This is a genomic window from Corynebacterium sp. NML98-0116 (genome assembly GCF_001767255.1).
Taxonomy (GTDB): Bacteria; Actinomycetota; Actinomycetes; order Mycobacteriales; family Mycobacteriaceae; genus Corynebacterium; species Corynebacterium pseudogenitalium.
On record NZ_CP017639.1, the window covers coordinates 1,111,313 to 1,134,152 of the forward strand.

24 protein-coding genes and 1 tRNA gene are annotated in these 22,840 nt (G+C 55.0%); 14 read left to right on the forward strand and 11 right to left on the reverse strand.

The annotated features are described in order from the left end of the window. Positions 1-3: 3 nt before the first annotated feature. From sufU to BJP05_RS04950, 4 genes are read left to right on the forward strand one after another with little or no spacing between them, the layout of a single operon-like run. Positions 4-447, forward strand: a complete 444-nt coding sequence (gene sufU, locus BJP05_RS04935; protein ID WP_070362440.1) for a Fe-S cluster assembly sulfur transfer protein SufU — start codon at positions 4-6, stop codon at positions 445-447. 12 nt (positions 448-459) lie between these two features. Continuing rightward, the gene (locus BJP05_RS04940) at positions 460-852 is read left to right on the forward strand and encodes a metal-sulfur cluster assembly factor (RefSeq protein WP_070362441.1); all 393 of its coding nucleotides are present in this window, start codon (positions 460-462) and stop codon (positions 850-852) included. A gap of 44 nt (positions 853-896) precedes the next feature. Continuing rightward, entirely contained in the window at positions 897-2,525 is a 1,629-nt protein-coding gene (locus BJP05_RS04945; protein ID WP_070362442.1) for an ABC-F family ATP-binding cassette domain-containing protein, read from the forward strand. A gap of 24 nt (positions 2,526-2,549) precedes the next feature. Then, complete coding sequence (locus tag BJP05_RS04950; protein WP_143000871.1) at positions 2,550-2,798, forward strand: PLD nuclease N-terminal domain-containing protein; 249 nt, start codon at positions 2,550-2,552, stop codon at positions 2,796-2,798. Between the two features lie 18 nt (positions 2,799-2,816). Here BJP05_RS04950 and BJP05_RS04955 read toward each other — a convergent pair whose 3' ends face one another. From BJP05_RS04955 to acnA, 5 genes are all read right to left on the reverse strand, one after another. Beyond that, a complete protein-coding gene (locus tag BJP05_RS04955) occupies positions 2,817-4,187 on the reverse strand; it encodes a PFL family protein (protein WP_083329548.1) in 1,371 nt (456 codons plus the stop codon). Positions 4,188-4,199: 12 nt separating this feature from the next. Beyond that, entirely contained in the window at positions 4,200-4,469 is a 270-nt protein-coding gene (locus BJP05_RS04960) for an ACT domain-containing protein (RefSeq protein ID WP_070362444.1), read from the reverse strand. A 39-nt stretch (positions 4,470-4,508) separates the two neighbouring features. After that, the gene (locus BJP05_RS04965; RefSeq protein ID WP_070362445.1) at positions 4,509-5,237 is read right to left on the reverse strand and encodes a glutamine amidotransferase; all 729 of its coding nucleotides are present in this window, start codon (positions 5,235-5,237) and stop codon (positions 4,509-4,511) included. 26 nt (positions 5,238-5,263) lie between these two features. Next, positions 5,264-5,827, reverse strand: a complete 564-nt coding sequence (locus BJP05_RS04970; RefSeq protein ID WP_070362446.1) for a TetR/AcrR family transcriptional regulator — start codon at positions 5,825-5,827, stop codon at positions 5,264-5,266. Positions 5,828-5,940: 113 nt separating this feature from the next. Then, positions 5,941-8,721, reverse strand: a complete 2,781-nt coding sequence (acnA, locus tag BJP05_RS04975; RefSeq protein ID WP_070362447.1) for an aconitate hydratase AcnA — start codon at positions 8,719-8,721, stop codon at positions 5,941-5,943. 288 nt (positions 8,722-9,009) lie between these two features. Between acnA and BJP05_RS04980 the strand changes: the two genes are divergently transcribed. From BJP05_RS04980 to BJP05_RS04990, 3 genes are all read left to right on the forward strand, one after another. After that, entirely contained in the window at positions 9,010-9,495 is a 486-nt protein-coding gene (locus BJP05_RS04980; RefSeq protein WP_145945243.1) for a DUF6676 family protein, read from the forward strand. 547 nt (positions 9,496-10,042) lie between these two features. Further along, the gene (locus BJP05_RS04985) at positions 10,043-11,590 is read left to right on the forward strand and encodes an NlpC/P60 family protein (protein WP_070363516.1); all 1,548 of its coding nucleotides are present in this window, start codon (positions 10,043-10,045) and stop codon (positions 11,588-11,590) included. Between the two features lie 19 nt (positions 11,591-11,609). After that, positions 11,610-12,662 carry a ferrochelatase gene (locus BJP05_RS04990; protein ID WP_084028654.1) on the forward strand — a complete coding sequence of 351 codons (1,053 nt, stop codon included), beginning with the start codon at positions 11,610-11,612 and terminating at the stop codon, positions 12,660-12,662. Here the strand turns inward: BJP05_RS04990 and BJP05_RS04995 are convergent. Beyond that, positions 12,652-13,401, reverse strand: a complete 750-nt coding sequence (locus BJP05_RS04995) for a hypothetical protein (protein ID WP_070362450.1) — start codon at positions 13,399-13,401, stop codon at positions 12,652-12,654. The genes BJP05_RS04990 and BJP05_RS04995 overlap by 11 nt on opposite strands. 33 nt (positions 13,402-13,434) lie before the next feature. Here BJP05_RS04995 and BJP05_RS05000 point away from each other — a divergent pair, with 33 nt between their 5' ends. Genes BJP05_RS05000 through BJP05_RS05010 form a run of 3 tightly spaced genes read left to right on the forward strand, consistent with a single transcriptional unit; the run spans position 13,435 to position 15,943 of the window. Continuing rightward, on the forward strand, positions 13,435-14,280 hold the full coding sequence (locus BJP05_RS05000) for a DUF3097 domain-containing protein (protein ID WP_070362451.1): 846 nt from the start codon (positions 13,435-13,437) through the stop codon (positions 14,278-14,280). Between the two features lie 26 nt (positions 14,281-14,306). Next, positions 14,307-14,738 (forward strand): NfeD family protein, encoded by a 432-nt coding sequence (locus BJP05_RS05005; RefSeq protein WP_070362452.1) that lies wholly within the window; start codon positions 14,307-14,309, stop codon positions 14,736-14,738. Continuing rightward, positions 14,738-15,943, forward strand: a complete 1,206-nt coding sequence (locus BJP05_RS05010) for an SPFH domain-containing protein (RefSeq protein WP_205634850.1) — start codon at positions 14,738-14,740, stop codon at positions 15,941-15,943. The genes BJP05_RS05005 and BJP05_RS05010 overlap by 1 nt, the downstream gene beginning before the upstream one ends. Here the strand turns inward: BJP05_RS05010 and BJP05_RS05015 are convergent. The 5 genes from BJP05_RS05015 to BJP05_RS05035 form a co-directional block, all read right to left on the reverse strand. Then, positions 15,921-16,469 carry a MarR family transcriptional regulator gene (locus tag BJP05_RS05015; protein WP_070362453.1) on the reverse strand — a complete coding sequence of 183 codons (549 nt, stop codon included), beginning with the start codon at positions 16,467-16,469 and terminating at the stop codon, positions 15,921-15,923. The two genes, BJP05_RS05010 and BJP05_RS05015, sit on opposite strands and share 23 nt — an antisense overlap. A gap of 43 nt (positions 16,470-16,512) precedes the next feature. Then, positions 16,513-17,169: a TVP38/TMEM64 family protein gene (locus tag BJP05_RS05020; RefSeq protein WP_070363517.1), complete on the reverse strand. Its 657-nt coding sequence runs from the start codon at positions 17,167-17,169 to the stop codon at positions 16,513-16,515. A gap of 68 nt (positions 17,170-17,237) precedes the next feature. Then, positions 17,238-17,323 (reverse strand) — tRNA-Leu (locus BJP05_RS05025). A gap of 107 nt (positions 17,324-17,430) precedes the next feature. Next, a complete protein-coding gene (locus BJP05_RS05030; RefSeq protein ID WP_070362454.1) occupies positions 17,431-18,540 on the reverse strand; it encodes a quinone-dependent dihydroorotate dehydrogenase in 1,110 nt (369 codons plus the stop codon). A 2-nt stretch (positions 18,541-18,542) separates the two neighbouring features. After that, positions 18,543-19,529: a WD40 repeat domain-containing protein gene (locus BJP05_RS05035; protein ID WP_070362455.1), complete on the reverse strand. Its 987-nt coding sequence runs from the start codon at positions 19,527-19,529 to the stop codon at positions 18,543-18,545. A gap of 94 nt (positions 19,530-19,623) precedes the next feature. On the opposite strand from BJP05_RS05035, the gene BJP05_RS05040 reads away from it, so the two are divergent. The 4 genes from BJP05_RS05040 to BJP05_RS05055 all read left to right on the forward strand — a co-directional run bounded on the left by BJP05_RS05040 (position 19,624) and on the right by BJP05_RS05055 (position 22,812). Further along, complete coding sequence (locus BJP05_RS05040) at positions 19,624-20,481, forward strand: undecaprenyl-diphosphate phosphatase (RefSeq protein ID WP_070363518.1); 858 nt, start codon at positions 19,624-19,626, stop codon at positions 20,479-20,481. 64 nt (positions 20,482-20,545) lie between these two features. Continuing rightward, positions 20,546-21,775 carry a cysteine--1-D-myo-inosityl 2-amino-2-deoxy-alpha-D-glucopyranoside ligase gene (mshC, locus tag BJP05_RS05045; RefSeq protein WP_070363519.1) on the forward strand — a complete coding sequence of 410 codons (1,230 nt, stop codon included), beginning with the start codon at positions 20,546-20,548 and terminating at the stop codon, positions 21,773-21,775. After that, on the forward strand, positions 21,768-22,151 hold the full coding sequence (locus tag BJP05_RS05050) for a hypothetical protein (protein WP_070362456.1): 384 nt from the start codon (positions 21,768-21,770) through the stop codon (positions 22,149-22,151). The genes mshC and BJP05_RS05050 overlap by 8 nt, the downstream gene beginning before the upstream one ends. Further along, positions 22,144-22,812 (forward strand): HAD family phosphatase, encoded by a 669-nt coding sequence (locus BJP05_RS05055; protein ID WP_240492808.1) that lies wholly within the window; start codon positions 22,144-22,146, stop codon positions 22,810-22,812. The genes BJP05_RS05050 and BJP05_RS05055 overlap by 8 nt, the downstream gene beginning before the upstream one ends. The last annotated feature ends 28 nt before the right edge of the window (positions 22,813-22,840 follow it).

Sequence of the window (22,840 nt, forward strand, 5' to 3'; positions counted from 1 at the left end):
ACGATGAACCTAGAGTCTATGTACCAAGAAGTAATCTTGGACCATTACAAGAACCCACGGCATAAGGGGCTGCGCGAACCGTACGAAGCGGAGGTGCACCACGTCAACCCATCTTGCGGTGATGAGCTGACGCTGCGTGTGCACCTGTCTGCCGACGGAAAGACGGTTGAAGACGTCTCTTACGATGCTCAAGGTTGCTCGATCTCCCAAGCCTCAACCAGTGTGATGACAGAAGAACTGGTGGGGCTACCTGTTGCGGATGCGATGGAAAAGTTGCACTCGTTTGAGGAAATGATCACCTCTCGCGGGACCAAAGAAGGGGATCCGGAAGCCATCGGCGATGGCATTGCGTTCGCAGGTGTTTCTAAGTTCCCAGCTCGCGTCAAGTGTGCGTTGTTGGGCTGGAAAGCATTTGAAGCCGCCACGTCCGAGGCGTTAGACAAATAGAAAGGCGAAAATATGGTGGATAACGATCACACTTCGAACCTTGGCGATGGCGACGAGCGGCCAGCACAGACCGAGGAACAGCTCAAAATCTGTGGTGAAGTAGAGGAGTACCTACACGACGTCATTGACCCCGAGTTGGGTATCAATGTTGTTGACCTTGGACTTGTCTATGACGTGTGGGTAGAAACTAACGATAATGTCCACCGAGCAGTCGTCAACATGACGTTGACTTCGCCGGCTTGCCCGCTTACCGATGTCATCGAAGAACAAGCTGATCACGCTATCACGACGAATACTGTGTGTGATGAAGTCGTCATCAATTGGGTGTGGATGCCACCATGGGGACCGCAGATGATTACGGAAGAAGGGCGCGAGCAGTTGCGTGCACTAGGTTTCGCTGTTTAGACCACGTTTTCGTCTACTCACGCGGCCTTGTAGAGTAACCCTTTGTGATTGTTACTAATGATCTCGAAGTCCGTGTAGGAGCCCGGACGCTTCTCGAAGCGCCTGGGCAGCATCTCCGTGTTCAACCTGGTGACAGAATCGGTCTCGTCGGCCGAAATGGTGCCGGGAAGACCACTACGATGCGAATCCTCGCAGGAGAAACAGAACCCTACGCGGGCACGGTTACTCGTACTGGCGAGATCGGATACCTGCCACAAGACTCCAAAGAAGGCAATATCGAGCAGAGTGCCCGAGATCGCGTTCTTTCGGCGCGAGGCCTTGATCAGATCCAACGCTCGATGGATCGGCAGCGTTCCATCATGGAAGAGTCAGATGGTGCGACCCGTGATAAAGCAATCGAGAAGTTTTCCCGGCTCGAAGAGCAGTACCACGCGCTAGGCGGTTACGAGGCGAACGCAGAGGCTGCGCAGATATGTGACAACCTCGGGCTTCCAGCACGAGTGCTCGACCAACAGCTCAGTACCCTCAGCGGTGGTCAACGCCGTCGCGTGGAGTTGGCACAGATCCTTTTCGCCTCTCGGGCGGGTTCTGGAAAGTCCCAAACCACACTGCTTCTCGACGAGCCCACTAACCACCTCGACGCGGACTCTATTACATGGCTGCGTTCGTTCTTGAGCAAGCACGATGGTGGCTTGATCATGATTTCGCACGATGTTGAGTTGCTTGAGGCAGTATGCAATAAGATTTGGTTCCTTGATGCAGTGCGCGCTGAGGCTGATGTCTACAACATGGGCTTCAAGAAGTACCAGGATGCCAGGGCACTCGATGAAGCACGACGCCGCCGTGAACGCGCTAATGCGGAAAAGAAAGCTTCCGCACTGCAAAAACAAGCGGCCAAACTCGGAGCGAAGGCGACGAAGGCTGCAGCTGCTAAACAGATGCTTGCTCGCGCTGAGCGCATGATGGGTGAGCTTGATGACATTCGTGTAGCGGATAAAGTAGCGTCTATTTCCTTTCCGAAGCCAGCACCATGCGGCAAGACACCCTTGTTTGGCAAGGGCCTTACCAAAATGTATGGCTCCCTCGAAGTGTTCGCTGGCGTCGATCTAGCTGTTGATAAAGGATCCCGAGTTGTAGTGCTTGGCACCAATGGTGCAGGCAAGACGACGCTGCTCAAGTTACTTGCTGGCGTTGAACGCACGGATGGGGAAGGCGGAATCGTGTCAGGGCATGGCCTCAAGATCGGGTACTTCGCCCAGGAGCACGACACGATCGACGGTAACAAAACAGTCTGGGAGAACACGATCGAAGCCTGCCCAGATGCAGGGCAGCAGGATCTACGCGGTCTACTCGGGGCGTTCATGTTCTCGGGAGACAAGCTAGACCAGCCAGCTGGAACACTGTCTGGTGGTGAGAAAACGAGGTTAGCGCTGGCAACGCTCGTTTCCTCGCGCGCAAATGTCCTTCTTCTTGACGAGCCGACAAACAACTTGGATCCGCAGTCCCGACAGCAAGTATTGGATGCGCTGAAAACCTATACCGGCGCTGTCGTTCTCGTCACGCACGACCCTGGAGCTGTCGAAGCACTCGAGCCAGAGCGAGTGATCATCATGCCTGAAGGCGATGAAGACCTGTGGAGCGACGAGTATATGGAGATCGTCGAATTGGCGTAGTCGACTCAGTGTAACGTGGAGGTCGTGAATACGACACGATTCGAAACACTGTTACTTGACGTACGTAATAGCTGGAGCGGCATGTCCGCGCAGGAGCGCAGGCTCATTGCATCGCTCGCCTCCATCGATTTACTGGGCAAAATTACGGCGCTAGTTCATTTGGCCAGGACTGATAACCGGAAAATCCGCGGCTCGAAGTGGGTATGGGGCCCTGCCGTGGGCGGCGTGAATATGTTTGGATGGATTGCTTACTTCCTCTTCGGGAGGAAGTAAGCCCCACCGCTGGGGTGTTTAATTCCGGAACCCGTGGACCGGCGCAGGGATGAAGCCACCGCGCTGAATAAACTCCGTATTTTGTTTTGTACCTACCTCGATTACAGGGGCGTAGCCGAGGAGGCCACCGAAGTTCACCTCGTCGCCCGGCTTGGTGCCCGGTACGGGGATGAGGCGCGCTGCGGTGGTCTTATGGTTCATGACGCCGATTGCAGCCTCATCAGCGATCATCCCCGCGATCGTTTCCGCCGAGGTGTTGCCGGGGATGGCGATCATGTCAAACCCGACAGAGCAGATCGACGTCATCGCTTCGAGCTTGTCCATACTGATGGATCCAGCGCGGACCGCGTCGATCATGCCCTTATCTTCCGAAACCGGAATAAAGGATCCAGAAAGCCCTCCGACACGGGAGCAGGCCATCATGCCGCCTTTTTTGACGGCGTCGTTAAGAAGCGCGAGCGCAGCCGTCGTGCCGTGCGTGCCAACCTGCTCTAGCCCCATGTGTTCGAGGATATGCGCAACGGAGTCACCAACCTCAGCGGTCGGTGCCAAGGAGAGATCGACGATGCCAAATGGCACTCCGAGACGTTCTGAAGCAAGGTTGCCAACCAGCTGGCCTGCGCGGGTGATCTTGAACGCAGCCTTCTTGATCTCTTCAGCTACCTCGTTCAAGCTGGCTTTTCCGAGCCGCTGGATCGCATTGTCGACGACACCAGGGCCTGATACACCAACTGAAACAACCGCGTCAGGCTCCTCAATGCCATGGAACGCTCCGGCCATAAATGGGTTATCACCCACAGCATTTGCGAACACAACAAGCTTTGCGCACGCAATCGAAGAACGGTCTTTGGTCAGCTCCGCTGCCTCTTTCACGACGCGCCCCATCTTCGCGACAGCATCCATGTTGATACCAGCACGGGAAGTAGCGATGTTCACCGAGCCACACACGTTCTCCGTGACGGTCAATGCCTCCGGAATGGACTCGATGAGACGCATATCAGAGGTGGTTGCCCCCTTTTCAACGAGCGCCGAGTAACCACCTACGAAGTTGACTCCCAGCTCACCCGCCGCTTTGTCAAGCGCTTTTGCAATGTCGACCGGATTGCCGTCCACCCCAGCTGCGACCAAAGCAATGGGAGAAACGGAGACTCGCTTGTTCACAATGGGAATACCGAGCTCGCGTTCAATGTCCTGGCAAACTTCTACCAGACGGGCTGCCTTCGTCGTCACTCTGTCGTAGACCGCCTGGCACGTTGCATCCATAGTGGGACGTGTACAACCGATGAGTGAGATTCCCATTGTTACAGTACGAATGTCCAGCCGGTAGTCCTCAATCATCTTGATGACGTCAAGAATGTGTTGGGACTTGAAATCAAAATCAACAGCCACAGCAACCCCTCCCTAGATTTCGTTCATGGCGGTGAAAAGGTCCTCGGACTGGATCCGAACAATGACCCCCAAAGATTCACCAGCTGCTGAAAGGTGAGTTTGCAGTGATTCCATGTTTACATCGCCTTCGGGAAGTTCCACACGCATGATCATGGTGAAGAAGTCATCCATGAGAGTTTGGGAAACATCTACGATATTGAGGTTTACCTCAGCCGCGGCGATCGCAACTCCTGCGATGATGCCTACACGGTCTTTACCTGTGGTTGTGATGATTGCATGCATAAGTAGGAATTCTAGCTACCAGAAACAAGTTGTTTCTACTCAACCCACGCAGTATTGCGTAAATGATTGTAAAATTCTGTTTGCCCACGAAACATCGTGAAGAGGCAGCCCCTTTACGATCTTGTCGTAGTCTTCCGGAGAGAAGTACCCATAGTTAGCGAAGAAGTCCATACGAGTCTGCATTGCTTTGGCATCCATCTCCGCATGAAATTGCGTCGCCCAAACATGATCACCGTACCGAATCATCTGAACCGGACAACTATTCCCAACTGCCAATATCTCAAGTGAGGGCGGGAGGGTGGACTCGTCAGGATTCTCGGTATGTCCGGTCAGCGCTGTGAAGTTCCCTGGGAACCCCTGAAGCAGTACGTCACGTTTACCGGCGTCTGAAAGCGAAACCTGTGTCGGGCCAGAGTCCTCTGGATGCGTGTGAACGATGTTTCCTCCGAGGTAGTGCACCAGCCAGCTCGTTCCGAAACAAACGAAGAACACGGGTTTTCCAGATTCCACAACCTCAGTGAGCACAGCATCTACATGCTGCGCCCACGCTGAGGTATGTGCATCTGAAACGTTTAAAGAACAACCTCCAACGATCACGCCTTCAACTGAATCCAGTGACTTCAGCTGGGCGTGCTCGTCAGAGATATGACAGAGCTCTATAGCTGTCTGATCCATCTTCGTCGCTTTGAGTACGTCGTTGTACTCGGCGTGAGCAACGTCAGCACCGATCTCACCATTTCGCAGCGACACCATAAGCAACTTAGACATGACGAACAGTCTATATCGCCCGGTAGCTAGCTAGAAACCGAAGATCGAACAGACTGCTCGACAACGTCTAGCATTGCTTCCAGCTGCTCTGGTGGCTCACCTGCGGCCAATTTGATTATGAACCCTTCCAGAACTGTCTCTAGATAGGTCTGCATTACTTCAATTGGCACATCTTGCCGCATCGCCGTATTCGATTCCAGCCTTTTCCGCACGGCCTCATCAAGTACTTCCTGGTGCTTCCTCCACCGAGCCTCAAATGCAGGATCCGTGCGGAGCTTTCGAACAATCTCAGAACGCGTCACGAACCAGTCATTTTCTTCCGGATGTTGCAAGAGGTCGTGCATAACTTCTACGAGCCCCTGTCGGCTAACTACCTCAGCTTGGCGTTCAGCGTCCTCGCTGGCGATGGCGAGAAACAACGTTTCCTTGTCTACGAAGTGATGAAAAATAGCACCACGCGTTTTGCCAGTGGCCTTTTCCAAACGAGCTACGGTAGCTCCTTCAAACCCATACTTGGCGAAGCATGCTCTCGACGCATCCAAGATTTCTTTGCGACGCCGCGCGAGCTCTGCATCACTAATGATCGGCATAGTCAGGCGCCCAACCTTTCGAGCTACTTAATAATTGCATTGGAGAAAAAGAAAGACTTAAGGGGTCACCACATACCGCGGAGACCCCTCAAGCGTGTTACGTAACTACGGTGTTAGTTCTTGACCATCTGGCGAAGAACGTACTGCAAAATACCGCCGTGACGGTAGTATTCAGCCTCACCTGGTGTATCTACGCGGACTACAGCGTCGAATTCTACGGTCTCGCCGGAATCCTTCGTTGCGGATACACGGACGGTCTCAGGGATCGTTCCGTTCTCATTGAACGCTGTGATGCCGCTAATGGAGATCGTCTCTGTGCCGTCGAGCCCGAGCGATGCGTGAGACTTTCCTTCTGGGAACTGCAGTGGAAGCACGCCCATGCCGATGAGGTTCGAACGGTGAATACGCTCGAAGGACTCAGCGATGACAGCGCGGACGCCGAGCAGCTTCGTGCCCTTTGCGGCCCAGTCGCGGGAAGAACCAGTGCCGTATTCCTTGCCTGCCAGGACGACAAGCGGAATACCAGCGGCCTGGTAGTTCTGTGCAGCATCGTAGATGAATGCCTGCGGTGCACCTTCCTGGGTGAAGTCGCGAGTGTAGCCACCAGCGTCTTCAACAAGCTCGTTGCGGAGACGGATGTTGGCAAAGGTACCGCGAACCATGACCTCGTGGTTACCACGACGTGAGCCGAAGGAGTTGTAGTCCTGGCGCTTGACGCCGTTTGCATCGAGGTAGTTTGCTGCCGGCGTACCTGGCTTGATGGACGAAGCAGGGGAGATGTGGTCCGTCGTTACAGAGTCACCCAACTTGGCAAGGATGCGAGCACCATCGATGTCCGAAACGTCGTTTGGCTCAGCTGGCATTCCGTCAAAGTACGGGGCCTTGCGGATGTACGTGGAATCGTCGTTCCACTCGAATGTCTTGCCGGTTGGGATATCCAGATCCTGCCACTGCTTGTCACCTTTGAAGACGTCGGCGTAGTCAGCCTCGTACATCTCACGGGAGATTGTGCCAGCAATGGTGGATTCAATCTCCTCAGTTGATGGCCATACATCCTTCAGGAAGACGTCGTTGCCATCCTGGTCCTGGCCAAGTGGCTGAGTCTCGAAATCGAAGTCCATCGTGCCAGCGATGGAGTAGGCGATGACGAGCAGAGGCGAAGCCAAGTAGTTCATCTTGACGTCAGGAGAAATGCGGCCCTCGAAGTTACGGTTACCAGACAGGACTGCGGTCGCGGTCAGGTCGTATTCGTTGATAGCGTCGGAGACCTCTGTTGGCAGAGGACCAGAGTTACCGATGCAGGATGCACAGCCGAAGCCGGTGAGGTAGAAGCCAACAGCCTCGAGGTCCTTCCAGAGATCGGCGCGTTCGTAGTAGCCGTCGACAACCTGGGAACCCGGTGCCATGATTGTCTTAACCCATGGCTTCGCCTTCAGACCCTTTTCCGCAGCCTTGCGTGCGAGCAGAGCAGCGCCAACCATGACCGATGGGTTGGAAGTGTTGGTGCAGGAAGTAATAGCTGCAATCGCAACCATGCCGTGATCCAGGGTGTACTCGCCACCCTGCGGCGACTCAACGATAACGGGCTTCGAAGCACGACCCTCTGCGCCGACCGCTGCAGATTCTCCATTTGCAGGCCAGGACTGATTGAAGTCAACTGTCTCAACCTTCGCCGCACGAACTGGCTCAAAGGTCTCGTTGCCAGCATCGTTGTAGTCCGGCAGCTGCTTACGGAAGGTGTCCTTGGATTCGGACAGGAGGATGCGGTCCTGCGGACGCTTCGGGCCAGCGATAGACGGAACGACCGTTGAGAGATCAAGCTCCAAGTATTCGGAGTACTTCGCCTCTGGAGCGTCCTGCTCAAGCCACATGCCCTGAGCCTTCGCGTATGCCTCCACACGGTCGATGTCCTCCTGGGAACGACCGGTGAGGTGCAGATAGTTGATGGTCTCTTCATCGATTGGGAAGATCGCACAGGTGGAGCCGAACTCAGGCGACATGTTGCCGATCGTCGCACGGTTTGCAAGCGGGATCTGCTTTACACCATTGCCGTAGAACTCGACGAACTTCTGAACCACGCCATGCTCGCGCAGCATCTCGGTAATCGTCAACACAACATCGGTAGCGGTGACGCCGGCAGGAATCTCACCGGTGAGCTTGAATCCGACAACGCGTGGGATCAACATCGAAACTGGCTGGCCAAGCATTGCAGCCTCAGCCTCAATACCGCCAACGCCCCAGCCCAGGATGCCAAGGCCATTTTCCATGGTGGTGTGGGAGTCGGTACCAATACAGGTGTCTGGGTATGCAACGCCATCGTTATCGAATACAACACGGGAGAGGTACTCAATGTTGACCTGGTGAACGATACCGGTCCCCGGTGGCACAACGCGGAAGTTCGAGAAGTTCTCAGCACCCCAACGCAGGAACTGGTAGCGCTCCTCGTTGCGTTGGTACTCGATTGCGACGTTCTTGTCGAGAGCGTTGGTGGAACCGAACGCCTCGATGATCACAGAGTGGTCGATGACCATCTCGGCTGGGTTCAGCGGGTTGACCTGATCAGGATCACCGCCGAGTGTGGAAACTGCCTCACGCATGGTGGCCAGGTCCACGACACAAGGAACACCGGTAAAGTCCTGCATAAGGACGCGGGCAGGGGTGAACTGAATTTCTACAGATGGCTCGGCATCTGGATCCCAGTTCGCAATAGCCTCGATGTGTTTCTTGGTCACGTTCTTGCCATCCTCAGTGCGGAGGAGGTTTTCACCAAGAACCTTGAGGGAGTATGGAAGTTTCTCCATGCCTTCAACCGCATCAAGTGCGAAGTAGTCATAAGACTTCTCGCCGACCTGAAGCGACTTCTTGGCGTTAAAGGAGTTCTTGCTTTCGGTCACAGTAAGCTCCGTTTCTCGTCGTAAACCAGATAAATTGGAACAAGGTCCAAACGGTCAACCTCAAAGATATGCGATTAACCGCCTATGCGTAGCAATGATAACAGTACGGATGTAATGTTTGTTGTCCAACAGGGAAGATTTGAGAAAAAATGGAGCTAAACCCCCCATTTGGGGCACAACCCAACAATCTCCGCAGTTAAGGCGAACTGTACGGGGGAGTACAAGGTGGTTATCGCCATACAGGATAGAATGAGGGGCCCATCGACCGCAGAGGAATGTAGCCGCGACATGCAATACCAAAATCCAGATCCACGATTCGATAGCCTTGTAGATCAGCTCAATATTGACGGTATCGCATTCGAGACTATCAATGAAGGTACCGGCAGCCTGGAACAGTCACTATCTTCCACCTTGTCGAGCGCGCATGATCATTCTGGCCTTAATGTGGGGCTCGTTTTTCTCGACTCGACGCCTCCCCGCATTCCTGAGTTAAGAGATCTGGCGCAAGACCTCAATCTTGCCACCGGAATCGAAACTATCTATATCCGAACGCCCGATGTCGCCATTGCTACATCAGAAAAGTTTCCACGTTCCTCAATCGAGGCTGGCCAGCTCGCCTCTGTACGGGCCTCAAGCTACGAAGATGGGGTGGCGCAGTTTCTGCAAGAGGCAACCTCTAGGCAGCTTGATTGGATTTCGGTATTGATTGCGGTTGCAGTAGTCCTCATCGTCACGTGTGGAGCTACCGCTATCCAGAATTGGCGTCAGGCGTAGAGCCTTGACGTTTCGATTAGCGACTTTTAAGTGACGATAATCACACTGCTACTTTTGTGCCTACATAATCCAAGGTTAGAGCTCTCGTCGTCAAGTGAAAATCCTTAACTTCTGTTACTGAAGATAAAGTTTGTGTAACAAATCAGTTAAGTGTCGTATGGTTTGTTTGTTGCCTCATGAGCTGAGGTGTGTTGCAAACGTGCCAGAGCTTTCCTCTAGTCAAGGAAGTTGCACTGACTTTCGACACGTGTGGTCCAGTCAAACCACGTCTATGTTTGCGTCGTACACAACCGTGAGGCTGTTTTCAGTAGTCGATTTAACAGAGCCGTACTCGTCTCAGCACGCGGAGTCTTCACAGGTCGGGTTTGCCTGACAGCGAGCTAGTCACTCGCTTGCTTGCCCGGCGTGAGACTTTGCATGAGTTGATGTTGGGTGCGGCGTGAGGAGCACCTTCGTGGTTACCCCGTCGAAGAGCACGCGAACGCGTGCTCGCCAGGTTTGGTCCAGCACCCTTGCTTGTTCAACCAGTTTCGCGTTGGCTTTTTCATTGAGCTCTCCTGTGGGCCCTGCTGTTGCTGTTCCCGCAGCGCAGTCAACTGCGTCTGCTCTAGTAGCCAAGCTTTCAGCATCGCAAGCTGAGATCGCCGAACTAGACCTGAAAATTGGTCAACTACGGGAAGCGGCAAATCGTGCTTTTGTAGACCTCCATGATGCTCAGTCTCGTTCTGAGCAGGCACGCCGCGGTGCTGAGGAGGCGAAGCGTCGTCTGGAGGAATCGCAGGCGGCAGTTGAGAAAGCTCGTGCTGAGCTATCCGCAGTGACTCGGTCGCAGTATCGCAACTCCGCTGGTGGAAGCCCGATTCAGGCACTCGGTGGAGAGCAATCGCAAAAGGATGTACTTGACCGTTCACTCTTTCTCCGTCAACGAAGCGAGGAAAAACAGCAAAAGCTCGCCGAAGTTGAGCAAGCACGCCTCGAGGCTGCGAACGATGAATCTCTGCAGCGCCAGGCCAGTGAAGTTGCGCAGCAGGCTGCGGACGAAGCTGCGGCCGCAGAATCCGCTACGCGTGATGAGCTTGCCTCTCTGTCTTCACAACTAGACGATGTCATTGAGCAGCGCGAGGCTGCATCTGCGGAGTTGAACAGCATCGAGAGCGACGTCGCGCAGGAACGTGGCATCTCAAATAACCCTGCGCCGCAGTCAGCTCAGGTTCAGGAGACTCCAGCTGAAACGTATGAGGTTTCGCCTGAGCTTCTTGACGCCGTCGAAGAACGAATGAACGAAATTGCCCCCGGAGCTGAGGTTCCAAATGAACAAGCACTAGTACAAGCCGTGAATACGGCGCAGCGTACAGGTGGATATGTGGAGGTCTCCAACCAGGCAGATACGCCGCGGCTCGAGTACTCCGAGGGGAGCGATGTCACTGACTTGCTGACCCAAGCGGCAACCATCGTCGCTTCTGAAGCCCTCGTTGGTTCCTCTCAGCCTGATCACAGCGAAACAGCGAACCCCTATGGAGGCTCGAGCACAAGTGACGTCATTGCTGCTTTCGCACAGGGGCTCAATAGTGTTCTGGCTGCTGATTCCTCCGCTGGTCAGCCTGACTCTGCTACTTCCGATCTGTCGCAGGTCGTTCCTGCAGTTGGCACTTTCGAGTCGATTACGAATGAAGTTCGGTCTGCCTTAGCGCCGTCGGCAAATTCTTCGTCTGTAGAGACAGTGATCGCACGTGCCGAAGCGATGATCGGTACACCGTATGTTTGGGGTGGTGGTGACGCGAATGGTCCAACCGTGGGTGTGAATGGCGGGAGCATGTCTGGATTCGATTGCTCTGGGCTTGTGCTCTACGCCTTTGCTGGCGTAGGAATTTCGCTGCCGCACTACACGGGCTACCAGTACCAGCGAGGAACTCCAGTTGCGCCGAGTGAAGCACAACGTGGCGATCTCTTGTTCTGGGGCCCTGGCGGCAGTCAGCACGTGGCAATTTACCTCGGCGACGGCATGATGATCGAGGCTCCTCAAGCTGGCCAGAATGTTCAGATTGCTCCAGTTCGTTGGTCTGGTATGTCAGCGAATGCAGTCCGTCTGCTTTAGTTCATTAGAATCATTCCCCATGGCATTCAAAAATTTCGATGCGTTGCTCGTGCTCTCTTTCGGCGGACCAGAAGGGGAGGACGAAGTAATTCCATTCCTCGAAAATGTCACACGCGGCAGGGGCATCCCGAAAGAGCGGTTGAAAGTAGTTGGTGAGCACTATTTCCACTTCGGTGGAGTGAGCCCAATTAATGGCCAAAATCTAGAAATCATCGAGCAGCTTCGTGCCGAGCTGAGTAAGCGGGGGCATAATCTTCCGGTCTATTTCGGAAATCGGAATTGGCATCCTTTCGCAGAAGATACCGCACGCGAAATCTCAGAAGCTGGGCATCGGAACATCCTCGTTTTCGCTACGAGCGCTTGGGGCGGTTACTCCGCTTGCCGTCAGTATGATGAGGATATTGCTCGGTTACACCAGGCACACCCTGAGCTGCATTTCACAAAACTGTGGCAGTTCTACGGGCACCCAACGTTTGTCCGGCTCATGGGTGATTCGTTGAAGCAAGCAATGGAGTCACTTGATGACAAGGCTTTGCGAACGACCCGGATCCTCTTCTCGGCGCACTCAATTCCCACAGCTGCAGATGCCGCCGCTGGCGGCCACGAGGACGCACATCTTTACTCGCGACAGGTCCTTGAGGCTTCGCGCCTCGTCGCAGAGCACGCAGGAGTAGAGACTTACGAAAACGTTTGGCAATCGCGTTCCGGCAACCCGCAGACTCCGTGGCTAGAGCCCGATATCATCGACCGCGTCAAGGAGCTCCACCAACAGGGAGTCACTCACATCGTTTGCGTGCCGATCGGGTTCTTGACTGACCATATGGAGGTTGTGTGGGATCTCGATACCGAATTGAAGGCTGAGTGCGACAAGCTCGGCGTTGAATTCACCAGGGTCCCGACTATCGGTCTCGAGCCGCGGTTCGCATCGATGATCGTTGACATTGCAGAATGCATTAGCCGCGGCGCGACGCCTCCTACGCTGTCCACGATTTCGGTGCAGGGCTGCACCGAAAATGGTGTTCCTTGCCACACTGATTGCTGCGCTCCGATTCGTCCGCGCGTTACCGAGTAGCCCGAAAATCGCGAACAGCTTCCGCAACGCCTGCTGTTCGCGCTCTTCGGATGCTCCTTCCCAATACGAGCAAGTGCTGATCAAAAGAGTGATCTCCCAGCCGATCTGTCACCGTCTCGACGATCGCCGAGACTCTATCCGCGCGCGCAAAAATCTGAGCTGCCCTTGGCGTGGTGGCAATTGGCAATCCTGGGGTGTCATAGAAATCGGTGATATGGCCGACCGTCAGTCGGGGTGAGGACAGCGTTTCGTTGGGCTGGGCGACGGCCTCAATCATCATCGCAGCTTGATCTGTTGCGCTTCTCAGCATTTGGTCGGCCTCACCAGGAGATAGCCAGTCTGGTTCTGGTGGGCGTCGATAATCCTCGAACCACCGCCAGTGCACGCCGTCTGTTTCGAAGCTCGGAATGAGAATGTGATAGAGCCCTTCTGCCCCGATGATGATCAAGGCTCCTGCATCCGTCATTGCTTCCGCCGCTGCTGTGTGCGCCCACAGCGCAGGAGTGTCGCCCGCTCCACCTAGGACTAGCCGCACGACCGGCTCGCGGGACTCAAGATTAGCTACCCTGCGAATTTCGGTGAGCAATTCTACGCCCCCACCGGTGCCATAATGGTGGCCTCCACCGAGCTCGTCAAGTGCTGCGAGCGTTTCGTCTGTCGACGTCACGTGATACAACCACGCTGCGATCCACACCGCAGTGTTTTGCAGTGGCGAGTAAACATGCGCGCGAAGATTCATTCGTCTGATGGTAACCGATAGACTAGTGCCACTATGACACCGGATAATCGTTACAGCGGAGATATTTTCCAAGGGCATTCGCGCAACAAGAAGCCCAAGTATCCCAGCATCCCCGCAGAGCCAGGCATCATCGTTGAGATTGTGGGCGACGAATTCGTGGGAGCCGTGGTTGGTTTTGAGCGTACGTACGACGGTGATTTCGTTCGTCTCGAGGACAGGCACGGACAACAACGCCTTTTTAAGATGCTTCCCGGAGCGTTCGAAGTAGAGGGACAGCGAGTCTCCTTACACCGCTATGTTGCTCCGCAGCAGGAATCGAGCACCCACTCAAACTCCGGTTCACGAAAAGTAGCTAACGCGAAAGCGAAAGTTGCGCAGCCAAGCCGAATTTGGGTGGAAGGTATTCACGACGCCGCTATCGTGCAGAAGGTATGGGGGCACGACCTCAAAGTCGAAGGTGTCGTCGTTGAGTATCTTGAGGGGCTTGACAACTTGAGCGACAGGCTGGAGGAGTTCCACCCGGGACCGGGGCGACGCATCGGTGTGCTTGCTGACCACCTCATCGAAGGCACAAAAGAGTCCCGCCTCGTCGAGGGGGTAGGTCCACACGTACTTGTCACAGGCCACCCATACATCGACATCTGGGAAGCCGTAAAGCCGGAACGACTTGGGTTGAAGAACTGGCCAAAGGTGCCTTACAGAGAGGATTGGAAGACAGGGGTATGCCAACGTGCCGGGTGGGGCAGCCCGAAGGATGGCTGGCGGCGTGTCTACGATGCTGTCGAGACATACCGAGATCTTGATTCCACCCTTATCGGCGCAGTTGAGCGACTCGTAGATTTTGTCACCAATCCGCAGCTTAAGAAATCCGACTGCTGACCGAATCGTTTTTGTATAGTGAAGCCGTGGGTAGTCTTATTTGGCTAGGCATTGCCGTAGCATTCGCAGTTGCTGAACTCGCCGTAGGGGAGTTCACGTTCCTCATGATTGCAGCAGGGGCGCTTACTACGTCTGCTATTGCGCTTGCCGGGGTGCCTTTGGGGGTTGAAATCGGGGCGTTTGTAGTTGCTTCGGCCGGTTTCTGGTTCCTCCTCCGGCCTTACTTGCACAGGCGCTTGCGCCGCCCATCTACGGTGGGGGAGCTTGGCCAATCACTCATTGGCGCGAGTGCACAAGTGGTTGAGGAGATCACGCCGAGCAGCGGTCAGATTCAACTGGACGGATCGCTTTGGTCCGCGAGAGCAATTGATCCAAGCCACACCATTAAGTCTGGTTCCACAGTCATCGTTTCAGATATTGACGGCCCAATCGCCGTCGTATGGAAGGAGTCGCCATAATGGCCTTGGTAATACTGGGGCTGCTGCTCATCTTGGTAATCGCGGTGCTGCTCGCATCTGTGAAGCTAATCCCGCAAGGTGAGTCAGCAGTTATTGAACGTCTGGGGTCCTATACACGGACCGTTTCCGGTGGGCTAACACTACTGGTGCCGTTTATTGATCGTGTTAGAGCGCGCGTTGATACGCGCGAGAGGGTCGTTTCGTTTCCTCCGCAGGCAGTAATTACGCAGGACAACCTCACCGTCGCAATTGATATTGTGGTGACGTTTCAGATTAACGATCCGGCAAAGGCTATTTACGGCGTCGATAATTATTTGGTAGGTGTTGAGCAAATATCCGTCGCGACGTTGCGTGATGTCGTCGGCGGGATGACACTTGAGGAAACGCTGACCTCGAGAGAAACTATTAACAGGCGCCTGAGGGGTGAGCTTGACGCTGCTACCGCCAAGTGGGGACTGCGTATTAGCCGCGTTGAGCTGAAAGCGATTGATCCGCCACCATCGATTCAGCAATCGATGGAAATGCAGATGAAAGCCGACCGCGAAAAGCGCGCCATGATTCTTACCGCTGAAGGTAAGCGCGAGTCGGACATCAAAACTGCCGAAGGTGAGAAGCAGGCGCGAATCCTCTCTGCTGAAGGCGAGAAGCACGCTGCTATTCTCGCGGCTGAAGCTGAGCGCCAGGCGATGATTCTACGCGCGGAAGGCGAGCGTGCGGCGAAATATCTTGAGTCGCAAGGTGAAGCGCGAGCCATTCAGAAAGTCAACGCGGCGATCAAGTCCTCAGAGGTGACGCCGGAGATGCTTGCGTACCAGTACCTGGAGAAGCTGCCTAAGATCGCGGCCAATGAAGCATCAACGATGTGGATGATTCCGAACAGCTTTGGCGATTCTTTGGAGCAGTTCGCCAAGGCGTTTGCTGGCAAGGACAGCGATGGAGTGTTCCGCTACGAACCCCAGCGTGCAGATTCACAAACGCGCGCTATGGCCGGCGAAGACGACAGCACGGACCAGTGGTTTGATACCTCCACTGATCCTGAACTTGCTCGGGCACTTGCAGAGGCGCGTGCCGTCGCGAACAAGCACGTCGACGACCCGGATCCGACAAGCGCATTCGACGAAGTCTCTACCCCGACCGAAACGCCGCAAGTTGCCCAAAAGGGCGAGCACCGGGCAATTGAATCTAATGACTCGCCCGACGCATAAGGTGTAGCGCGAGTTTCCAGCCAGCCTGCTCGGCCTGCCACCCGGCGGCCTGCAGGCGCTGGCTCATTGCCTGTTTAGAAATGCCTAGTTGCGCTGCGGCTTCATTTTGGTTGAGCCCAGAGCGCACGAGCGATGTGGCTTCGCGGCCTTCAAACGTTCGCTTATGCAGAATGTGCGCCAGCAGGGCAAACGTCGCTGAGATATCTTCTGCCTCGGTATCAGGCGCATGAGCATCCGTGATAACTTTCACTTGCGCTGCACGTGTGCCGACAGCCTCAGTGGCGGCAAACTCTGCTCGTCGCCTGCGCGTGATTCCCAGGCCGACAGCCCAATTACCATCTGACAGCAGCGCCATAATGAGGTTAAGTGCTGTCTCCGGCCCATCCACTGTTGTGCGGATATCCTCAACGCCAATGACTTCGAACGGCGAAACACCCGGAAGCGTCGAGAGCGCGTGAGCCGAGGACTCGACGAACGCGGCGCGCCCCTTTTCTCGACCACGGTAACGTGCATGCACAGCAATCATGCGTACATACTAGCGTGCTTCAAGAAAGTACATGCTCGAGCCTTTACTCTTCTATTCGACGCGGCTTCGCCGGGTGGCGCGCGTCGATAATCAGTCCTGTCACGCCAAGAACCGACAGTGCAAACACTGCGCCGAGAAGTACTGGGTTTGCATCTCCGCTCAACGTGTCTCCGAACAATGCAACGAGAATCGTGTTAGGAGCCGAGCCGATGAGCGTTGCCCCCATGAACGGCAAAAGCCGGACTCGACTTAGCGCTGAAGCGTAGTTCATGACCGAGAAAGGGATACCGGGGATGAGTCGCAGGCTCATTACAGCCAGCCAACCGCGCTGTTCCAACCGCTCATTAATCATGTGAAGCTTGGGGTGAGAAATTTTGCTCTCAACCCAGTCACGTAAAAGAAACCGCACAACAGTTAGCGAAAGACCTGCTGAGGCCGTCGTTGCGGTGATAGCGAGCAGAATCCCAAACCAACCACCGAACAGAACACCGGAGGAAATGGTGAGCAACGTACGGGGGATCGGGAACTGTGTGATGAGTACGTAGAGCAACCAGAAAACGACTGGGAACCAGGCTCCCGTACTATCAGCCCACTCGCGAAACGTCGACAGCGAAGGTATTTCAAAGAAGCGCCACACCCACAGTGCAATTGCGAGAAGTACCAAAATGACCATCACGCGTAGTGGTGACTGTTGGCGCATCCGTTTGCCCTTCGTCTTTAAGTGCGGCCTAAACAAAAAACCGGCTTCCTGGAGGAAGCCGGTCATTGTGCCCGGAGGGGGACTTGAACCCCCACGTCCGTTAATAGGACACTAGCACCTCAAGCTAGCGCGTCTGCCATTCCGCCACCCGGGCTGGGTGTTTTGCTTTCAACCTCTCGGCTGGGCACTTGCACTACTATAGAGTGACGTTGATTCAAGATGCAAATCGCCAGTACAAGTGCCCAAACGTAGGCCACCAAGCTAGTCGGAGTTCAAGGCGATCCAGGGGAGTTCGGAGCCAACAGCATCTGTAATATTGGAAAGTCCATGGGCTTTAAGTTGCTTCTGTAAGTCCTTGTGAATTCGGTAGATCCACCCCGGACCACCGTAAATAAACGGCGTATACCCCTGGAGAAGGCTTGCGCCGGATGTAATACGCTCCCATGCCTGCTCTGGTGTCGAAATGCCACCGGAACTGACCAGTACGAGTTGGTCGCCGACTCGCGCATGGAGACGCCGCAAAACCTCCAGCGCGCGGCTGTTGAGCGGCGCGCCGGAAATACCACCCGCCCCCATGGCTTCCACTTCGGCAGCATCGGTTCGAAGGCCTTCGCGGGAGATGGTCGTATTGGTCGCCACGATGCCGGCAAGGTTCATTTCGACGGCCAGATCTGCAACTGCATCGATATCCTCGTCGCTGAGATCAGGAGCAATTTTTACCAGCACAGGCGTCGTAGTTGCCGTAGTAACCACGTCAAGGATTGGCCTCAACGATTCAACTGACTGAAGGTTGCGAAGCCCAGGGGTGTTTGGGGAAGAAACATTGACCACGAGGTAGTCCGCCAGAGGGCCGAGCACAGTCGCGGTAGCTCGGTAGTCGCCAACCGCGTCCTCGGAGAGCTTATTTTTCCCGATGTTGATTCCAACGATCTCAGGAGTCTTCCGGGCTCGGAGACGCTCTGCAATGCTCAGCGCGCCATCGTTGTTGAAGCCCATTCGGTTGAGGATCGCTTTGTCCTTCGGCAAGCGATAGAGCCGTGGACGTTCGTTTCCGGGCTGCGCCTTCGGGGTCACAGTTCCTAATTCCGCATAACCGAAACCGATCGCCGACCACGTGTCCGGAGCTTCCGCGTTCTTATCGAATCCTGCAGCGAGACCCACCGGGGCGGGGAAACGCACGCCGAACAACGTCTGCTCGAGAAGCGGGCCGTCGACACGTACGACACGAGTCATAGCTCGGGTGAGGGGAGTTAGGCGTTGTAGGGTTTTCAGCCCGCCCATGATGATGTCGTGGATGCGCTCAGGCGGAATTGTAAACATTCCCCGAAGTGCGAGCCCATATACCGTGTCGTACAAATTGCGTTGATTCATTTCTATTTGGCCTCAATGCTTTCAGTGGAAACTATTTGCAGGCCACTACCTGACGCAGATCCGATAATGAGTGTTCCGTCAGAGAGCGCTGCAATACTTTGTGCATCTGGAACTGTACTGACCTGAGCACGTTCAACGGGGACGCCGTGGGAAATGTCATAGGCAGTCGCCAGGTTCCTTTCGGTTGAAGTCACCCACGCGAGCTTATTAGCGCTATCCCACGCGACGTCCCACGCTCCGGAGGGCACCGGCACACTCTGCTGGAGACGAATGACTTCATTGGTGGTGTACACGAGTAGCTGGTTACCCGTCGCGTCCGCAGCGAGCACCATACCGTGCTCTCCAGCAGCAACCTTGCCGACGCCAAGCCCAGCACGCAACGTTGCCCCCTGACGTCCTGTGCCCCAATCAAGGTCCTGAATGGTGGTGTCAAATGTGTTCACGCGCACAACGGAATCGGCACCACCATCTACCGGAACAGCCTGCAGCTGGTCAGTTTCGCGCGCGACAGAAAACTCCTTTTTGAGCTCACCGTTGCTATACAACCACACTGACTTCGCACTGTCGCTTCCGGCTAAAACACTGCCGTCCGAGGCGACTGTTGCCACAGTTACCGGGTGGTCGGTAGCAACTTTTTGAAGCCCCTCTTTGTTAATGATGGCAATGAAATCTCCGCACCCTACCGCAAACTGGCCAGCGTTTGCCGAGACTTCACCGCAAGCATCCTCCAACTTAAACTCTTCTACTCGGTTTTCTTCGAATTGTGCGCTGGTCCCAACGTAAAGCGCATCCGGGGTGCGCACACCAATCAAGTCGTTCGTTTGATCCACATCGACGATGGTGCCAAATTGAAGCAACTGGCCGTCAGGATGTGCCGAAGGGGGTGACGCAACTGGTTCAGCGCTACCCATACTTATGGCGTCATTTGGGTCAACGACATCAGGAGTACACGCCGCAACAGCCAAAGCTACGGCCATAATGGGCAGCATTAAGGCGACTTTTCGTTTTGTTCTCACGGAGGTCAACCTTATCAATGCTGTACGCATGTGGGGATTTTTCTCCGCACGGGTAAGGTTTTCCAACATGATTGCCGCCTCTCAGTTAGCAGAGTCAATGACATGGGCTCAAGTGATTGTTCTCTCGGTCGTCCAAGGCTTAACCGAGTTCCTTCCAGTCTCATCGTCAGGCCACCTCCGCATTGTGTCCGAGCTTTTGTGGGGCGAGGACGCTGGCGCGAGTTTTACCGCTGTCATTCAGCTCGGCACCGAACTCGCTGTGCTGGTCTTCTTTGCGAAGGACATTTGGAGGTTCCTCTCTGGATGGTGTGTCGGACTGTTTGATAAGACGAAGCGCGGGTTCGATTACCGGATGGGGTGGATGGTCATCGCTGGCACTATTCCGGTCGGGGTGCTTGGCTTTGCTCTGAAAGACTTGATCCGTGAGAACTTCCGCAACCTTTGGATTACTGCAACGGTTCTCATTTTGTTTTCGTTCGTGTTCATCTTGGCGGAAAAGCGCGGGACGAAAAAGCGTAGCTTCGAGCAGCTGACAGTAAAAGATGCCATCGTGATGGGCCTGTGGCAGTGTCTAGCTCTCATTCCGGGTGTTTCGCGTTCGGGCGGCACTATTTCGGGCGGTCTCTTTTTGAACCTTGAGCGGGAAGTAGCAACTCGTTTTTCGTTCCTCTTAGCTATCCCGGCAGTGCTCGCATCAGGCATCTTCTCACTACCGGATGCGTTTGATCCGCAAGCAGGGCAAGCAGCAACAGGTCTGCAGTTGCTCGTCGGAAGCGCTATCGCATTTGTTTTGGGATATATTTCCATTGCTTGGCTGCTGAAGTTTGTTTCGCACCACTCATTCTCCTGGTTTGCTGCGTACCGCATACCTCTTGGCATCATCGTGATGGTGCTGCTGGCTACCGGTGTTATGCAACCGGTGTAGGCAACGCTTGCCTTTGAACGCCGGTAACCGCGCATGATGAGCGTGCCGCGGTATGGTGGTCACTATGCATTCTTGGCCACAACCTGTAGTCCCTGCTGTCTCTGGTACTCCGGTGCCGCTGTCTCTGTATGACACCGCAGATAGGGTGGTAAAGCCCGTTAACACAGCTGCCCATCACTCGGGGAAGGTGGGGATGTACGTCTGCGGGATCACCCCATACGACTCCACTCACCTTGGACACGCAGCTACGTACCTCTCCTTTGATCTCATCTATCGTCAGCTCCTTGCTAACGGCCACGACGTTCATTACGTGCAGAACATCACCGATGTCGACGATCCATTGTTCGAGCGCGCGGAGCGAGACGGCGTCGATTGGCGCGAGCTGGGAACGGAACAGATCAACCTTTTCCGCAGCGACATGGAAGTGCTCTCAGTCATCCCGCCTCAGGACTATGTTGGCGCGATGGAGACTGTCGATGAGGTCATTGAGATGGTGCAGCGCTTGCTCGACGTCGGCGCAGCGTACCGCCTAGACCACGGTGATATTTACGCTGATATCACCGCAACCAAACAGTTTGGATACGAGTCAAACATGACGCGCGAGCAGATGGAGCATTTCTTTGCCGAGCGCGGGGGAGACCCTGACCGTGAGGGGAAACGAGACTCACTCGATGCGCTGGTGTGGCGTGGACACAGGGAAGGGGAGCCCGCGTGGGATTCTCCCTTCGGCCCCGGCCGCCCAGGTTGGCACGTCGAGTGCTCTGCCATCGCTGCGAACCGTCTCGGCGTACCGTTTGCAATCCAAGGCGGAGGCTCGGACCTAGCGTTTCCACATCACGAGTTTTCTGCCGCGCATGCTGAGGCTGCGACTGGAGAACAACGGATGGGACACCACTACGTGCACGCGGGAATGATCGCGCTTGAGGGAGTGAAGATGTCGAAATCTCTCGGCAATCTCGTCTTTGTGCACAAGCTAACAGAAGAGGGACACTCAGCGTCTGCGATTCGCCTTGCCGTCTTCTCCGGCCACTATCGCCAAGACCGCGATTTCTCCTACGAGGCACTCGATCAAGCAGAGCATCGACTCAAGTCGTGGCACACAATTCTTTCTCAGACAGATCAGCAGTCTCGCGTGGAGCAAACAATTCAAGATTTGCGCCAGGCCCTTGCTGACGACCTCGACACACCAACTGCGATTCAAATTATCGACGCCGCCAAAGGTGATTACAACGGGTTACTTCGACAAGCTATCGAAGGCTTACTCGGTGTAAAGGTAGGCAGCAACGATGAGTAGTCTCCGATCCGCATTCCAATCCGATGTCGACGAGTTCATCGAGGATTTGAGGGTGTTTGCATCCGGTGAATATTTGCAAGAGCAGGACCTCGAACTCTGGGAAGCCCCATTTGACCCTGCCGTATTACCTGAGCTCCGTGAAATCCTCGAGATTTTTCTCGACACTGCGTCGCTCGTCGCGCAGCCGGTTGACGACGCCACCATCAGCGACCTCTACACGGGCCTCATTGCTAATCTTGAAGAGTTCAACGCTAAGCATCAATATGCCGTGCTCGAGCCAGAGGAGATGTCGGACATCGAGGGAATTTTCGCGAAGGTCTCGGCACAGATTGGCGCGGATCCATCCGTCGTCCAGGAGCTGTTCAATCGTGAGTAGGGTTCGCGCTCCCCAAGCTGTGCTGTGGGATATGGATGGGACGCTCATCAATACCGAGCCGCTTTGGGCGCAAGCAACCTTTGAGCTGTCTGAGTTTTTGGGCAAGAGGCTTTCTGCGGAGGGGCGTCGAAAAGCGGAGGGCGTCAGTTTCCCCACAGCGTTGAGCATCATCACTACTTGGACCGGGTATTCCTTGCAGCCCGGAGATACAGAGCGGCTGAAGCGGTGGATGCAAGAACGGATGCAGCAACTCCTAGGGCAAGGTATTGAGCTGAACCCGGGAATACGCCACGTCCTTGACATACTGCGGGACCATGGCATTCCGATGGCCATTGCGACGAACACAGAACGCGCGCTCGCTCAAACCTGCATTGACTTCATCGGAAACGATTACTTTCAAGCAACCGTGACTGGAGATGAGGTATCCAACCCAAAACCAGCTCCGGATATGTATCTGAAAGCAGCGCAATTGGTTGGTGCTGAGCCGTCGCGCTGTATCGCAGTTGAAGACTCTCAGGCGGGAATGCAAGCAGCGATTAGGGCAGGTGCACGGGTGCTCGGCTTGGCCGACTATGTCCCGAAGCCGGCCACAAGAATCACCTTCAGCGATTTACAGTCTGCGACACTTCATGATGTTGCAAGGTGGTATTCCGCGCCATAAACCGCGCTCAAAGCTCTTCTGTTTCCGC

Bases quoted from the DNA above. Each gene is read 5' to 3' on its own strand.
- BJP05_RS05040 (WP_070363518.1), top strand. From the start codon at position 19,624: ATGATTGCCGCCTCTCAGTTAGCAGAGTCAATGACATGGGCTCAAGTG.
- BJP05_RS05010 (WP_205634850.1), top strand. From the start codon at position 14,738: ATGGCCTTGGTAATACTGGGGCTGCTGCTCATCTTGGTAATCGCGGTG.
- BJP05_RS05050 (WP_070362456.1), top strand. From the start codon at position 21,768: ATGAGTAGTCTCCGATCCGCATTCCAATCCGATGTCGACGAGTTCATC.
- BJP05_RS04980 (WP_145945243.1), top strand. From the start codon at position 9,010: ATGCAATACCAAAATCCAGATCCACGATTCGATAGCCTTGTAGATCAG.
- BJP05_RS04960 (WP_070362444.1), bottom strand. From the start codon at position 4,469: ATGCATGCAATCATCACAACCACAGGTAAAGACCGTGTAGGCATCATC.
- mshC (WP_070363519.1), top strand. From the start codon at position 20,546: ATGCATTCTTGGCCACAACCTGTAGTCCCTGCTGTCTCTGGTACTCCG.
- BJP05_RS05015 (WP_070362453.1), bottom strand. From the start codon at position 16,469: ATGATTGCTGTGCATGCACGTTACCGTGGTCGAGAAAAGGGGCGCGCC.
- BJP05_RS05030 (WP_070362454.1), bottom strand. From the start codon at position 18,540: ATGAATCAACGCAATTTGTACGACACGGTATATGGGCTCGCACTTCGG.
- BJP05_RS04940 (WP_070362441.1), top strand. From the start codon at position 460: ATGGTGGATAACGATCACACTTCGAACCTTGGCGATGGCGACGAGCGG.
- BJP05_RS04995 (WP_070362450.1), bottom strand. From the start codon at position 13,401: ATGAATCTTCGCGCGCATGTTTACTCGCCACTGCAAAACACTGCGGTG.
- BJP05_RS05000 (WP_070362451.1), top strand. From the start codon at position 13,435: ATGACACCGGATAATCGTTACAGCGGAGATATTTTCCAAGGGCATTCG.
- sufU (WP_070362440.1), top strand. From the start codon at position 4: ATGAACCTAGAGTCTATGTACCAAGAAGTAATCTTGGACCATTACAAG.
- BJP05_RS05035 (WP_070362455.1), bottom strand. From the start codon at position 19,529: ATGCTGCCCATTATGGCCGTAGCTTTGGCTGTTGCGGCGTGTACTCCT.
- BJP05_RS04990 (WP_084028654.1), top strand. From the start codon at position 11,610: ATGGCATTCAAAAATTTCGATGCGTTGCTCGTGCTCTCTTTCGGCGGA.
- BJP05_RS04970 (WP_070362446.1), bottom strand. From the start codon at position 5,827: ATGCCGATCATTAGTGATGCAGAGCTCGCGCGGCGTCGCAAAGAAATC.
- BJP05_RS05020 (WP_070363517.1), bottom strand. From the start codon at position 17,169: ATGCGCCAACAGTCACCACTACGCGTGATGGTCATTTTGGTACTTCTC.
- BJP05_RS04965 (WP_070362445.1), bottom strand. From the start codon at position 5,237: ATGTCTAAGTTGCTTATGGTGTCGCTGCGAAATGGTGAGATCGGTGCT.